This is a genomic window from Devosia sp. A16 (assembly GCF_001402915.1).
In the GTDB taxonomy this organism is placed as follows: Bacteria; Pseudomonadota; Alphaproteobacteria; order Rhizobiales; family Devosiaceae; genus Devosia_A.
The window spans coordinates 1,464,733-1,479,167 of the sequence record NZ_CP012945.1 but is presented as its reverse complement, the minus strand read 5'-3'; the positions used below and the strand labels follow the sequence as shown (position 1 = coordinate 1,479,167).

The 14,435-nt window shown below is 64.9% G+C and carries 13 protein-coding genes; 10 read left to right on the top strand and 3 right to left on the bottom strand.

From position 1 onward, the window contains the following. Nucleotides 1-162 precede the first annotated feature (162 nt). Together APS40_RS07120 and APS40_RS07115 are read right to left on the bottom strand one after the other, a co-directional pair. Nucleotides 163-1,434, bottom strand: a complete 1,272-nt coding sequence (locus APS40_RS07120; RefSeq protein WP_055046389.1) for an ABC transporter substrate-binding protein — start codon at nucleotides 1,432-1,434, stop codon at nucleotides 163-165. Nucleotides 1,435-1,474: 40 nt separating this feature from the next. Continuing rightward, nucleotides 1,475-2,626, bottom strand: coding sequence for a mandelate racemase/muconate lactonizing enzyme family protein (locus APS40_RS07115; protein WP_055046388.1), 1,152 nt, complete (start codon nucleotides 2,624-2,626; stop codon nucleotides 1,475-1,477). Nucleotides 2,627-2,710: 84 nt separating this feature from the next. Here APS40_RS07115 and APS40_RS07110 point away from each other — a divergent pair, with 84 nt between their 5' ends. Further along, nucleotides 2,711-3,406 carry a GntR family transcriptional regulator gene (locus tag APS40_RS07110; RefSeq protein WP_236884215.1) on the top strand — a complete coding sequence of 232 codons (696 nt, stop codon included), beginning with the start codon at nucleotides 2,711-2,713 and terminating at the stop codon, nucleotides 3,404-3,406. A gap of 158 nt (nucleotides 3,407-3,564) precedes the next feature. Here the strand turns inward: APS40_RS07110 and APS40_RS07105 are convergent, their stop codons facing one another. Further along, nucleotides 3,565-4,218 carry a GntR family transcriptional regulator gene (locus APS40_RS07105; protein ID WP_055046386.1) on the bottom strand — a complete coding sequence of 218 codons (654 nt, stop codon included), beginning with the start codon at nucleotides 4,216-4,218 and terminating at the stop codon, nucleotides 3,565-3,567. A gap of 259 nt (nucleotides 4,219-4,477) precedes the next feature. Here APS40_RS07105 and APS40_RS07100 point away from each other — a divergent pair, with 259 nt between their 5' ends. The 9 genes from APS40_RS07100 to APS40_RS07060 all read left to right on the top strand — a co-directional run bounded on the left by APS40_RS07100 (nucleotide 4,478) and on the right by APS40_RS07060 (nucleotide 14,432). Then, the gene (locus APS40_RS07100) at nucleotides 4,478-5,593 is read left to right on the top strand and encodes an ABC transporter ATP-binding protein (RefSeq protein WP_055046385.1); all 1,116 of its coding nucleotides are present in this window, start codon (nucleotides 4,478-4,480) and stop codon (nucleotides 5,591-5,593) included. Nucleotides 5,594-5,627: 34 nt separating this feature from the next. After that, complete coding sequence (locus tag APS40_RS07095) at nucleotides 5,628-6,905, top strand: ABC transporter substrate-binding protein (RefSeq protein WP_055046384.1); 1,278 nt, start codon at nucleotides 5,628-5,630, stop codon at nucleotides 6,903-6,905. A gap of 69 nt (nucleotides 6,906-6,974) precedes the next feature. Beyond that, entirely contained in the window at nucleotides 6,975-7,895 is a 921-nt protein-coding gene (locus APS40_RS07090; RefSeq protein ID WP_055046383.1) for a carbohydrate ABC transporter permease, read from the top strand. Nucleotides 7,896-7,902: 7 nt separating this feature from the next. Next, nucleotides 7,903-8,790, top strand: coding sequence for a carbohydrate ABC transporter permease (locus tag APS40_RS07085; protein WP_055046382.1), 888 nt, complete (start codon nucleotides 7,903-7,905; stop codon nucleotides 8,788-8,790). A 71-nt stretch (nucleotides 8,791-8,861) separates the two neighbouring features. Next, a complete protein-coding gene (locus APS40_RS07080) occupies nucleotides 8,862-10,016 on the top strand; it encodes an enolase C-terminal domain-like protein (protein ID WP_055046381.1) in 1,155 nt (384 codons plus the stop codon). A 45-nt stretch (nucleotides 10,017-10,061) separates the two neighbouring features. After that, nucleotides 10,062-11,315, top strand: coding sequence for an extracellular solute-binding protein (locus APS40_RS07075; RefSeq protein ID WP_055046380.1), 1,254 nt, complete (start codon nucleotides 10,062-10,064; stop codon nucleotides 11,313-11,315). 232 nt (nucleotides 11,316-11,547) lie between these two features. Next, nucleotides 11,548-12,501: a carbohydrate ABC transporter permease gene (locus tag APS40_RS07070; protein ID WP_055046379.1), complete on the top strand. Its 954-nt coding sequence runs from the start codon at nucleotides 11,548-11,550 to the stop codon at nucleotides 12,499-12,501. 4 nt (nucleotides 12,502-12,505) lie between these two features. Further along, nucleotides 12,506-13,351 (top strand): carbohydrate ABC transporter permease, encoded by an 846-nt coding sequence (locus tag APS40_RS07065; protein ID WP_055046378.1) that lies wholly within the window; start codon nucleotides 12,506-12,508, stop codon nucleotides 13,349-13,351. 4 nt (nucleotides 13,352-13,355) lie between these two features. Continuing rightward, entirely contained in the window at nucleotides 13,356-14,432 is a 1,077-nt protein-coding gene (locus tag APS40_RS07060; RefSeq protein WP_055046377.1) for an ABC transporter ATP-binding protein, read from the top strand. Nucleotides 14,433-14,435 lie beyond the last annotated feature (3 nt).

Below are 14,435 nucleotides of genomic sequence, written 5' to 3'. Positions count from 1 at the left end.
CGTCGCCCGAAACGCCTCCTCGCCCTTGGGGGAGAGGATAGCGAAGCTTGGCGGCTTGGCCGCCTAGCGAAGCTGAGGTGAGGGGGCCTTACTGCGCGTTCCGCAAGGCCCCCTCACCCGACGCTTCGCGTCGACCTCTCCCCCAAGGGAGAGGTGAAGGGATCACTCGACCGTGTAGCCGACGACCTGGGCTTCGTTCTTCATTTCCTGCTGCCAGTCGGCGGCGAGGTCGGTCATGGTCTTGCCGGCGGCGAGGCCGGGGGTGACGACCTTGGCCCAGGCGGTTTCGGGCGAGAAGTTGGGGTAGCCCCAGCCGTTCCAGACGCTCGAAGCGGCCGTCTGGATCGCAGCCTTGAAGTCGCCGGCGTAGAAGCCGCTCGCCGCCTGCGCGTCGAGCCAGGCATCGGCCGCCGCCTGATAGGCCGGCAGGCCGCCGGTGCCCGCGACCTTGGTGTCGCTGATGACGAACTTGAGGAAGGTCTTCACCGCCTCGGGGTTTTTCGTGTGGCTCGACGCGTACCAGACGCCGCCGCCGACATTACCGGTGACCGCAGCGCCATCGGCCCATTTCAGTGGCGGCGCGGCGACCCAGTCGCCGGCCTTGGCATTGACGCCACCGGGGTTCTGGAACAGTGCGCCCGAGTACCAGGCGGGACCGGGGATGGCGACGAGATTGGCCGCGCTGGCGACGAAATTGGCGCCGAACACGCTGTCGAGCGTCAGCGTCTTGTTGGCGACCATGTGGTCGATGAGGTTGGAGACCTTCACCGCGTTCGGCGCCGAAGTGTCGGACTTGAAGGTTTCGCCTTCGAGCTGGAAGATCGGCGCTTCGCCGCTCCAGTAATAGATGTACGGGCCCTGGAAGGCGTCGCCGATGGCGCCGAGGAAGTAGCCGGGGTGCTCGGCGGCGAGTTTGTCGCCCAGCGCTTGGTACTCTTCCCAGGTGGTCGGGGCGGCGTAGCCGAACTGATCGAGCAGGGTCTTGTTGTACCAGAACAGCACCGGCGCGAGGTCGTTGCGTAGGCCGTAGACCTTGCCGTCGACGGTTACCGGGTCGAGTGCGCCCGGGGTGAAGCCATCGAGGAAGGCCTGGTCGAGGAAGCCCTCGTTCAGCACCTGGGCGAAGGCCTGGGCGCCGTTGTTCTCGCGGGCGGCCCAGGCGGCGTCGTTGTTCTGGGTGGAGAACACCACGTCCGGCCAGCCTTCATTGGCCTGGTCGGCGAGGCTGATCTTGGTCTGGAAGGTGCCCGAGGCGCCCGACGAGCCATCGTCGAGCACCAAGTTGACCGGCACTTCCGGATGGGCGGCGATGAACGCTTCGACCGCCGGCTGGCGGGTGGCGTCGGCCCAGACGGTGATGGCACCGTCCTGGGCAAGAGCGGCGCCGGCGACGAGGATCGCCGAGAGCGCCACGGTGGTGCGCAGAAGATTCATTTGGATGTCTCCTCCCTGGATGACAGAACTCGCTTGGACTTCAGGCCGCGCGCAGCGCCTGGGCGACGCGCGGATTGAACGGGGCTTCGCCGAGCTCGGAGCGCGGCAAGAGGTTGGGGCGGGCCCACTCGCGGCGGGCGGTTTCGTTCAGCACCAGGCCGTGGCCGGGGCGATCGGGGGCATAGGCCCAGCCGTCACGGATCTCGACCGGCTGGTCGACCAGGTGGTCGAAGTTCTGAAACGAGTATTCGAGCCACTGCACTTCGGGGAGCGCACAGGCCATGTGGATGCCCACCTCGAGGAAGGTGTTGCCGAGGCTGACCGGAATGCCGCGATCGGCGGCGAGCCAGCCGATGCGCATCACGTCGGTGACCTGGCCATGGACGTTGAGGATATCGGTCGCGTCCTGTTCCATCAGCAGGCGCTTGCCGTGGGCGTCGAGATATTCGCCGGAGTTGATCAGCGTCCAGTTGGCCGCGTCCTTCAGCATCCTGAGCCCGGCATAGTCGGTGCGCAGGATCGGGTCTTCGACCCAGAGCAGTTCGTGGCCGGCATCGCGGATGGCGGTGAGCTTCACCAGCGCCTCCTTGGCGCCCCAGGCCTCGTTGGCGTCGATCATCACCAGGGCGTCCTTGCGGACCACCTCTTTGAGAATGTTCAGGCGGTTGAGGTCCCAGTCGAAATCCGGGCTGCCGACCTTGATCTTGAAGGCGCGGTAGCCGATCGCGTCGGCATGGCCGAAGAATTTCGCGAAGTCATCGTCCGAAAGGTGGAAATCGAGGCCCGAGGCATAGGCCTCGACCTTGTCGCGACGGCTGCCCAGCAGCCGGTGCAGCGGCAGGTTCACCTGCTTGGCGGCGAGATCCCAGAGCGCGACCTGCAGCGCTTCATGGAAGGGGAGGGTGGTGGCGCGCTGGTTGCCGCCGCGCGGCCGGCCGACGCGATGCACCAGCCCGGCGGGTGGCTGGCCTTCGAGGCCGGGCCAGACTTCCGAGCGGAAGACCCGCTCGATCTCGGCCTGATCGGGCAGCGGGAAAAACAAGGTCTGGATAAACCCCAACCCGACCGCGCCGGTATCGGCAATCAGTTCGAGCGCCGCTATGTTCACGTCGTCGGCGCGGACCTGGCTGTCGCCGATCACGCGGTCGCGGGCAAACTGGAAACGGGTGATGCGGAATTCCGAAATGCGCATAGGCTGGCGATCTCTGATCGACTAACATGAACATCTGATATATCAGACGGTGATGCTAATAGAGCAATGAAAGCGGACGCACAAGTGGCTGTGAATGAGGACGCCGTGACCGGCCCGAGCGAGTCTCAACCGGCCGGGCGGTTGAGCGATCTGGCCTACACACGGATCCTGGAAAACCTGTTCGACCGACGGCTGCCGGCCGGCGCTTTCGTGTCGCAGAACGATCTGGTGAAGCTGCTCGGCATTCCGGTGGCGCCGTTGCGCGATGCGCTGCGGACGCTGGAAGTCGAGGGCATCCTCACCATCCATCCGCGCTCCGGCATCCAGTTCGTCAAGCCGGGACTCGAGCTCACCAAATCGACCTACCAGTTCCGCACCATCATCGAGCGGGCGGCCGTGCGCACTTTTGCCGAACTGGGCGACGAAGACCTGATCGGCGAGCTGGGCGACCGGCACCGCGCCGTATCAAAGCAGATCGAGACGTCGGGGCTCACCATGGCGACGATGGAAGAGCTCGAGGCGCTGGAGAGCCTGCTGCACAACTCGATCATCGCGATCCTGAGGAACGCCCTGATCGAGACCAGTTACCGGCGCATGCACACCTACCTGCGCCTGGTCCGGCTCGACCGCAAGCTCACAGCCCCGCTGGCGCAACGCTCGATCCGTGAACACCTCGAAATCATCGAGGCGTGCGAAGCGCGCGACCCCGACCGGGCCGAGGCGGCCCTGGTGGCGCATTTCAACGCAGCGCTGCAGCGGCATCTGGGGATGTTTGTGTAGGGGTGAGTCAGCCGAGACAGACGGCCCCCTCCCATCCTCCCCCATGAAGGGGGAGGTGCCCCGCCGGTGCGTTTGGCACGATCGAAGACAGAGCCTCGAATCTTCACCTCCCCCTTCATGGGGGAGGCCGGGAGGGGGTCCTCTCTCGCAGTCGGGAATCAGGCCGCGAACGTCCGATGCGTCGAGGCGCGGAAGTGGCCTTCCATCGCCGCAATCGCTCCAGCCACATCCCGCTGTTCCAGCGCCGCGATGACGCGCATGTGCTCGTCCACGGTGTCGACCAGATAGCCGCGGAAGCCGGGGCGGCGGTGGACGCGCTGCGCCATGCGGATGTTCTCCTGCAGGCGCTCGTGCGTATCGAGGATGGCGCGATTGCCGAGCGAGGCGACGATCTCGCGGTGCATCCGGCCATCGAGCTCGAGGAACGGGATGTGCGCCGCCTCGAACGGGCTGCCGTCGGTGAGGCTGATGCGGCATTGTTCGTGGCTCGAGCGCATGTCGGCCAGCCAGGCGTCCGACACGGTGTCACCGAAGCTCTTCAGTGCGAAGATCTCGATCATGATGCGGAACTGGTAGTTCTCGCGGATGAACGCCACCTCCGGGTAGACGATCTTGATGCCGGCGCGCGGCTTGATCTCGACCAGGCCGAATTCCTCGAGCAGCACCAGCGTCTCGCGCAGCGGCGACAGCGACAATCCAAGCAGGTCGCAGAGCTCCGACTGGGTCACCACCATGCCAGCCTCCAGCGTGCCGTCATTCATCGCCTTGCGGAAGCGGCGGTACCCTTCGTTGTCGTTGCGGACGTCAGACATTTTCACCGGTGAATAGATCGAGCTGCGTGTTCGGACTTTAGTATATCAACTGGCGCTTTGGAAATCTCAGCAAAACTGCAGAGAACACAGGTTTCTGTGCAGCTCGCGAGCTACCAGATCACGCGATGTGGCCGGGTTTGGGCGCTGGAAGGCCGAGTTGACGCCTTGACTTGAGATATCATCGTCGCTCAATAATATCTCAACGGAGGGGTAGCATGAAGCTGGTGATGACGTCGCGGTCGACGGGCAGGGGCTGCTAGTGGCCGCGGTCGAGCTCAGGAATGTGCGCAAGTCGTTCGGCACGGTCGACGTCATCAAGGGCGTCGATCTGAGCATCGACAAGGGCGAGTTCGTGGTGTTCGTCGGCGCCTCGGGTTCGGGCAAGTCGACGCTTCTGCGGATGATCGCCGGCCTCGAGACGGTGAGCGATGGCGATATCCTGATCGACGGCGAGGACGTGACCTTCGCCGAGCCGTCGGAGCGGGGCATCGCCATGGTGTTCCAGTCCTACGCGCTCTACCCACACATGAACGTCTACGACAACATCGCCTTCAACCTGAAGCTGGCGCGCCTCAGTCGGGACGAGATCGACAAGCGGGTCAAGGAAGCGGCGCGAATCCTCAGGCTCAACGAGCTGCTCGGCCGATCCCCGGCGCAGCTGTCGGGCGGGCAGCGTCAGCGCGTCGCCATCGGTCGCGCCATCGTGCGCAACCCGAAAGTATTCCTGTTCGACGAGCCGCTATCGAATCTCGATGCGGCGCTGCGGGTGCAGATGCGGCTCGAGATCGAGCGCCTCCACCGTGAGCTCGGCACCACGATGATCTATGTGACGCACGACCAGGTCGAAGCGATGACGCTCGCCGACCGCATCGTGGCGCTCGATAACGGCCGTATCCAGCAGGTCGGGCCACCGCTCGATCTCTATGCGCGCCCCAACAACCTGTTCGTCGCCGGCTTCATCGGCTCGCCCAAGATGAACCTGCTGCCGGCCAAGGTGCTGAGCACCGCCGACGGCAAGGCGACCATGGGCCTCGAAACCGGCAGCGGAACGAAAGTCGACCTCGCGGCGCGCGGCGCCAGCGTCGGCGACGCCGTGACGCTCGGGGTGCGGCCGGAAACGCTGGAGGTGGTCGCCAGGGGCGCCGCAGTGCCCGCCGGGCTGACCGCGCTGCCGGCCAGGGTCGAGTCGGTCGAGCGGCTCGGCAATATCACTTACGCCTATCTCGATGGGGGGACGCCGGAGGTCATCACCGTGCAGGTGATGGGCCATTCCGACCTCGAGCCGGGGCAGGAGGTCCAGGTCGGGCTCAGGGCCGACCGGGTGCATGTCTTCGACGCAGCGGGCGCCGTCATGGCATCGGCCGTCGGCAGATAGAACCGGCTCAGCCGGACACAGAGGAGGAGAGACTATGTTTCGTACAAGGACCGCCGCACGCGCCGGCGGCATGGCAACAACTATCGCCCTCGGCCTGATGGCCGGCGCTGCAATGGCGCAGGATGCCGTGACGCTGAACGTCTGGTCGGACACGCCGCGCCTCAGCATGTTCGATCTCTACGACAAGACCCATGACAACGTGACGCTCAACGTCACCACGGTGGCGCCGGCAGACCTGATCGCCAAGATCCAGTTGGCCCTGCAGGCCAAGAGCGAGATTCCCGACGTGATTTTCATGTCGGATATCGGCTACACGGCGCAGCTCTCGACCCGTCGCTCCAACTACCTGATGGACCTGACCGACAAGGTGCCGCAGGCGCTGCAGGACGAGTTCTACCCCAACGGCAATTCGCCCTGCCATGTGAACGGCAAGCTGCTGTGCATGCGCAACGACCTCGCGCACATGATCGTCTGGTACGACAAGCCGGCGATGGAAGCGCTCGGCAAGGCCGTGCCGACCACCTGGGAAGAGTTCCAGAAGCTCGGCGAAGAGCTGGCGCCGCAGGGTCTCAGCCTCGGCACCGGCGTCGAGGCGTTCCCGCTCTATGCGATGCTGGTCTCCGACGGCTGCGACATGGTGATGCCGGTGGAAGGCAAGGAAGATACGGTCAAGATCGACCTCACCACCGAGAAGTGCCTGAAGCCGGCGCGCATGGTCGATGCCATGCTGAAGAATGGCAGCCTCACCAAGGTGGGGCCGTTCGAGCCGGATTTCGTGGCGCTCGCCAAGGCCGGCAAGATCCCTCTGATGATCGGGCCGACCTGGTTCGGCGAATATGTGATCAAGCCGACCTATGAATGGCCGGCCGGCAAGCTTGCCGCGGCGCTGCCGCTGAAGTGGGACGACCAGAGCCAGCCGCTGACCTGGAGCTGGGGTGGCGGCACCTATGGCGCCTGGAAGGACACTGCGCACCCGGCCGAGGCGGTCGATCTCGTGACCTGGATGTCGACGGACGTCGCCAACCAGACCGCGGCCGTGACGCTGCCGGGGCACCGGCCGTCGGCCGAAGCCTGGGGCGCGCGCCTCGCCAGCGACGCCTATTATGCCGATCCGAACGTCTTCAAGGTGGAAGCCGATGCGGCGGCGTTCAGCCATCCCGGCTATGTGAGCCTGCGCTTCTCGGTCAGCGATGCGATCGCCAAGGTGGTGGTGCAGCCGCTGGCCAGCGGCGGCACGGTCGAAGGCGCGCTCCCGGCGCTGCAGACCGAACTCACCAACCTCGCCAAGCTCAACGGCTACCAGGTCGAGTAAGCGACATCGGCCGGACGCAGCTGGTGCGTCCGGCCGACCAGTTCAGGGGCAATGATGAGCGCGACGGCAATGGCAACCGATGTGAGGGCGGCGGCGAGCGACCGTGCCCGCAAGGCGAAGCAGAAGGGACGGCGCGACACGCGCATGTCGTACCTGCTGCTGGCGCCGTATCTGGTGCTGCTGCTGATGTTCGGGCTGTTCCCGATCGCCTATGCCTTCGGGCTCAGCTTCTTCGACACCATCGAAATGGTGTTCTGGGGGGTCACCAACTACCAGTTCGTTTTCGACGACTTCCGTGTGCCGGCGAGCGTCGTCAACGTTCTGACCTTCGTCGCCATCTGGGTGACGCTGACGATGATCGGCGTGGCGGTGCTGTCGCTGATGCTCGACAGCATCAATCGCAAGACTGCCAACACGCTGAGGACCATCTACTTCCTCCCCGGCGCCGTTACCTCGTCGGCCATCGTGGTGTTGTGGCTGTTCGTGCTCGACCCTTCGGTCAGCCCGTTCCAGCCGGTGCTGCACACGCTCGGCTGGGGCACGCGCGCCGATGTGATCTCGGGCATCGGGCTCGCCGGGGTGTTCGCCATCATGGCGTATTTCTCGGCTTCGGGCGGCTGGATCGTGGTGTTCGGCGGGGCGCTTTCGAGCCTTCCCACCGAGGTGATGGAGGCGGCGCGCATCGACGGCGCCAACCGTTTCCAGCTCGCCACGCGGATCAAGCTGCCGATGATCTGGCGTTCCCTGGTGCTGATGGGAATCCTGAGCTTTGCCGGCGGGTTGCAGCTCTTCGTCGAGCCGCAGCTGATGGGCCTCGCCGGGCCGCAATTCGCGCAGAACGACTGGTCGCTGAACCAGATGGCGTTCCAATACGCCTTCCGGATGGGCGATTTCGGCGCCTCGGCGGCGCTCAGTACGCTGCTGGTCGGCGCCTCGATCATCATCGCACTGGTGATCGTCTTCGCCACCAAGTTCTACAAGATCGATTGAGGGGCCGATGAGCACCAGACAGGCCCCGCTGCGCCTCAACCCCGGCCGCTTCGTCGTCTTCGCGACGCTGGCTTTCGCGGTCTGCTTCTACGGCATTCCGCTGCTGTGGCTGTTCATCGCCGGCACGCGCTCGGAATCCTCGCTGCTGACGCAGTCGCCGTTCGCGCTGGGCGACTGGGATTCGTTCGTCCGCACTTGGAACAACCTCACCACCTACAACAACTTCCAGATCCTCAGCTGGACGGTAAACTCGCTGATCTACGTGGTGGGCGGGGTGCTGCTGTCGCTCATCGCCTGCATTCCGGCGGGCTATGCGCTGGCCGCCTCGGAGTTTCCCGGGCGCAGGCTGGTGCTCATCTTCACGCTGATCGCGATGATCACTCCCTCGACGGCGGTGGTGCTGCCGATCTTTCTCGAGATGAACCTCCTGGGTCTCAACAATACCTATGCCGGGTTGATCCTCGCTTCGGGGTTTTTTCCCTTCGGCGTCTACCTCACCTATGTCTACTTCTCGACCTCGCTGCCCAAGGGGGTGATGGATTCCGCCCGGGTCGACGGCGCCAACCGCTTCCAGTTGTTCAGCCGCATTGCGCTGCCGCTGGCCCGGCCGATCATCGCGCTGGTGGCCTTCTTCAGTTTCCTCGGCATCTGGTCGAACTACTTCCTCGCCTTCGTGCTGCTCAGCGACGACAAGCTCTACAACCTACCGGTGGGGCTGACGGCGCTGGTGAGTGGCTCGGGTGCGCTCAGCAACCTGCCGTCCAACGATGTGCCGATCAAGAAGCCCGAGGTGGTGCTCGCCGCCATTCTCGTGGTGCTGCCGGTGCTGCTGATCTTCATGGCCGCGCAGCGGTTCGTACGCTCCGGCATGCTGTCGGGCGCGGAAAAGGGTTAGCGGCCGCGGGGACCTGGTGGAGCCAGGTCCTGCCTGCGATGGCCGCCAGGGATTTGTTTAGGAGGATTTGAATGCAGATCACGGGATTCACGGCATGGCTGGTCGAGCACGAGCCGGGGCCGAAATTCATCTGGCGCGACGGCATTCCCGGCTCGCATGGTGACATCCCGCGCGGCTCGAAGCCGCACAAGGCGGTGATCCGCATGGAGACCGACGCCGGCATCAACGGCGTCATCGAGATGGGGCGCGGCGAGGCGGTTATCGACCTGGTGCGCCGGCGTTACCACGAATTCATCGGCGAGAACCCGCTGTTGACCGAGCGGATGTGGCGGCTGATCTGGGAGCTCGATCGCATCGAAGAGTTCCATATGCGCTCGCTCGGCATGCTCGACATGCTGTGCTGGGACGTGAAATCCCAGCACGCCAAGATGCCGATCTACCAGATGCTGGGCGGCGACGACCGGGTGGTGCCGGCCTATGCCTCGACGGTCACCTGGCCGACGATGGAAGAGTACGAGCGCTACATCAAGATGAGCCGCGACGTCGGCTTCAAGGCGTTCAAGCTGCATGCCTGGGGCGGCCCGGTGAAGCGCGACATCGAGCTCTGCAAGAACCTACGCAAGTGGGTGGGTCCCGACGCGGACCTGATGTTCGACGGTTCGGCCGGCTGGGACTATGTGAACGCGCTGGAGTTCGGCAAGGCGATCCAGGATCTCGGCTTCCTCTGGTACGAGGAGCCGATGCGTGAGTTCCACCTCGGCAGCTACACCAAGCTCTGCGAGAAGCTCGATATTCCGATCCTCGCCGCCGAAACCTCGGATGGCGTGCATGGCAACATGGCGACCTGGATCGAGAACAAGGCGCTCGACATGACGCGCGTCTCGACCTTCTACAAGGGCGGCTTCACCGGCTCGATGAAGGTGGCGCACCTCTCGGAAAGCCACGGCATGCGGGCCCAGGTGCACGGCATGGGGCTCGAGAATGCGCAGATCTGCGCCGCCATCTCGAACAACGACTATTACGAGCAGTTGGTGATGAACGAGGACCAGATCAAAGGCCTCGACAAGCTCGGGCCGCTCTCGATCGTCGACGGCAACCTGACGGTCAGCGACGCGCCGGGCATCGGCTACGAGTTCGACTTCAAGAAACTCGATGAGACGGCCCTGACGAAGGTCGCAGTCACGGAGCGGTTGACGCCGCGCGGGGCTGAGGTACCATGGCACTGATATATCAGATTGTATGACTGAGCTATCATCAGGGAGGAGAGACACATGACGGCCAAGTTCGACAGACGTTCGGTCCTGAAGCTGGGCGGAGGCATGCTGGCGGCGTCGGCGCTGCTGCCGCACCAGGCATTCGCCCAGCAGACGGCGATCAACTATTGGCACACCTTCACCAGCCAGTCCGAGTTCGCCGGGCTCGAAGAGGTGATGAAGCTGTTCGCCGCGGCACACCCCGATATCGCGGTGACGCAGGAGAACATCCCCAACCCCGAGTTCATGGCCAAGATCACCGCTGCGGTGGTCTCGGGCAGCCGTCCGGATTCGACCATGGTGTCGTCGGAGCGCGTTGCCGACCTCGTCGCCATGGGTGGGCTCACCGACCTCACCGATCGGATCGCGGCGTGGGAGCGGCGCGGCGATTTCGACGACTCGCGCTTTGCCTCGATCACCAAGGAAGGCAAGGTCTACGGCATTCCCGCCTTCACCTTCGTCGACTGGATGTACTACCGCAAGGACTGGTTCGACGAAGCCGGCCTCGCGCCGCCGACCACCTATGCCGAGTTCCGGGACGCGGCGATCAAGCTGACCGATCCGGCCAAGGGCCGCTTCGGCTTCGGCATGCGCGGCGGTGCCGGCGGGCAAGCCTACGTGATCAACGTCATGGAAGGTTTCGGCGCCAAGCTGATGCACGAGGATGGCTCGATCAGCCTCGACCGCGACAAGGCGATCGAGGCGGTCGACTGGTGGTCGGGCCTCCTGGTCAAGGACGGCGTGGTGCCGCCCAGCGCCCCGAACGACGGCTTCCGCCAGATCATGGAAGCGTTCCAGACCGGTCAGACGGCGATGCTGTGGCATCATACCGGCTCGTTCCAGGACAATTCCAAGCTCCTCAAGGCCGGCGTCGAGTTCGCCACCGCGGCGATCCCCGCCGGCCCGGTCAACCGGGTGTCGCGCCTCGGCTATGCCTACAACACGGTGACCAAGCCCGAGACGATCGACGCCAGCTGGGAGTGGATCAAGTTCTGGGGCGAGCCCGACGCGGCCGTCGCCTTCCTCGAAAAGACCGGCTACTTCCCGGCCTCGACGGTGGCGGCGCAGGACGAACGCATCGCGGGCAACCCGCTCTACAAGCCCGCTGCCGATACGCTCGGTTTCGGCATTCCGGCGCCGAGCTTTGCCGGTTTTGCCGGCTGGTCCGAGAGCGTGGTGCTGCCCGCCTTCCAGCGCGTCCTGATCAAGGAAGCGACGCCAGAACAGGCGGTCGACGAGATGATCGACGGGCTGGCCCAGGCCATCGCCTGAGTTTGCACGATGGCGGCCGGTCAGCGCCGGCCGCCGACTTGCTTGAGGTGGCAAGGCAAAGCGCTGAACGTCGCCCAAACTCGGTGTCATCCCTGCGGAAGCAGGGACCCATCTCACAGTCCGCGCTTGCGGAAGCTTGGATCCCAGCTTTCGCTGGGATGACAGCCGGTGGAAGTGGCCACAGGCGGGCTGCCCGATACGTTCGTCCGTGAAGACAATCCAGGAGTACCGCATGGCCGAGGCGAGGATCAGCTACCCGCCACCCCGCACCACCTGGGATCGCATCAATCCGGTCCGGATGATCGGCGAGCTCTCGGAGACGCGGTACTGGATGTACCTGCTGCTGATCCCGAGCGCGCTGTTGATCACCGCCGTGGTGATCTATCCCACGCTCTACGGCATGCAGATGAGCTTTCGCGAGATGCGGCTCAACCGGCCGGATCTCGGCACCGACTGGGTCGGGTTCAAGCACTATGTGCGGATGTTCTCCGACCCGATCTTCTGGGTGTCGCTGCGTAACACGGCGGTGTGGGTGACCTCGGCCATCGCGCTCGAATTCCTCATCGGGCTGATCGCCGCACTGGCGCTGAACCGGAACCTGCCCGGTTCGAAAGTGCTGGCGGTACTGATCCTGCTCCCCTATTTCCTGCCCAACGTGGTCGCCGGCCACATGTGGGCGCTGATGCTCGATCCGCGCCTCGGGGTGATCAACGACATTCTGGTCAAGCTCGGCTGGCTCGATGGCTACAAGGCCTGGTTCGCCGACCCCTCGACCGCCATGGCGGCGGCGATCGTGGTCGAAGCCTGGCACAGTTTCCCGTTCTTCACGCTGCTGCTGCTGGCCGGCCTCAAGGGCATCCCGTCCGACCTCTACAAGGCCGCCGATATCGACGGGGCAGGGCCGTTCTCGCAGCTCCGGCTGATCACCCTGCCGATGCTGAAGACCATCATCGCCGCGGCGGTGATCCTGCGCGTCATCGGGTTGGTGAACTCGCCGGACCTGTTGCTGATCCTGACCAGCGGCGGGCCGGGGCGCTCGACCCAGGTGCTGAGCCTCTATGCCTTCCAGACCGCCTACAAGGATTTCAACTTCGGCTATGCCGGCGCCCTCTCGGTGATCATGTTCATCCTCCTGATGGGCTTTGCCTGGGCCTATGTCCGGCTCTCCAAAGTGAACGAGGACTGACGCCATGGCTGCCACCCGCTCACGTTCGAAACTCATCTGGGACGTCGTCAGTTACGTCGTCCTGATCGGCCTTGCCTTCATCGCCATCGCGCCGATCCTCTGGACCTTCCTCACCTCGCTGAAGTTCGAAGAGGACATCGTCACCCGGACGATGCAGTATATCCCGTCGCGCATCACCCTCGAGAACTACGTCAAGCTCTGGAACCAGTCGGGCTATCCGGTGCTGGTGATCAACAGCCTGATCGTCACCTCGACCACGGTGCTGCTGTGCCTGCTCACCGGCACGGTCGCCGCCTATGCGTTCAGCCGCTTCCAGTTCAAGGGCCGCACCCAGCTGATGCTGGGCTACCTGGTGGTCCGGATGTTCCCGGCGGTGCTGATGATCATTCCGCTGTTCATCATCATGCGGCAGGTGGGCCTGCTCGACAGCACGGTCGGCCTGGCGGTGGCCTATACCAGCTTCCTGCTGCCGCTGTTCGTCTGGATGCTGAAGGGCTTCTTCGACGCCGCTCCCAAGGAGCTCGAGAGCGCCGCGCGCATCGACGGCACCACGCGGCTGGGCGCCATGTTCATGGTGGTGATCCCGCTCGCCCGCAACGGGCTGCTCGCCACCTGCGTGTTCGTCGCCATCGCCGCCTGGAACGAGTTCCTGTTCGCGCTGATGCTGACCACCAGCCAGGGCTCGCGCACCTGGCCGGTCGGGCTTCAGCTGATGGTCGGCGAATTCCAGCTGCCCTGGGGCATGCTGGCCGCCGGTGGCATGATTTCCATCCTCCCCGTCATCGTGCTGTTCGCCATCGTGCAGCGGGCGATGGTCGCCGGCCTCACCGCCGGCGCAGTGAAAGGCTGATCCAATGGCGACCCTGTCGATCAACTCCATCCGCAAGAGTTTTGGCACCGTCGAGGTGCTGAACAACATCGATATCGAAGTCGAGGATGGCGGCTTCCTGGTGCTGCTCGGGCCCTCGGGCTGCGGCAAGTCCACGCTCTTGTCGATCATTGCCGGGCTCGAGAACAGCTCGGGCGGCGACATCCTGATCGGCGACCGGAACGTCAACGACGTGCATCCCAAGGACCGCAACATCGCCATGGTGTTCCAGTCCTACGCGCTCTACCCGACCATGCCGGTGCGCCGGAATATCGGTTTCGGACTCGAGATGCGGAAGGTGGACGCCAGGGAGCGCGAGGCGGCGGTGCAGCGCGCGGCGGAGCTCCTGCAGATCGAGCACCTGCTCGACCGCAAGCCGGGGCAACTGTCGGGCGGGCAGCGACAGCGCGTCGCCATGGGGCGGGCGATCGTCCGCAACCCCGACCTGTTCCTGTTCGACGAGCCGCTGAGCAATCTCGACGCCAAGCTGCGCGTCGAGATGCGCACCGAGATCAAGCGGCTGCACGACCGGCTCGGCACCACCACGGTCTATGTCACGCACGACCAGGTCGAGGCGCTGACGCTCGGCACCAAGGTGGCGGTGATGAAAGGCGGGGTGATCCAGCAGCTCGCCGACCCCGAAACCATCTACGACCGGCCGGCCAACATGTTCGTTGCCGGCTTCATCGGCTCGCCGACGATGAACTTCCTCAGCGGCATGCTGGAGCAGGGCGATGGCGGATTGGTGCTGCGGCACAGTGCCGGCGCGCTGGCGCTCGGCGGGTTGCAGCAGGATGTCGGCGCGTTCGTCGGGCGTGAAGTGACCGCCGGCATCCGGCCGGAAACGCTCGATGTCGGCCAAGGCGCGGCGGGGCTTGCCGGCGTTGTCGACGTGGTCGAGCCGACCGGCCCGGACACCATGGTGATCGTCAGTGTCGGCGGCCAGCTGATCACGGCGCGGCTCGGGCCCAAGGCGCGGCCGAAACCAGGCGATACGCTCAATCTCAGCGTCGATACCGCCGCCATCAATCTCTTCGACCCCACGACGGGCAACCGGATCTAGCCA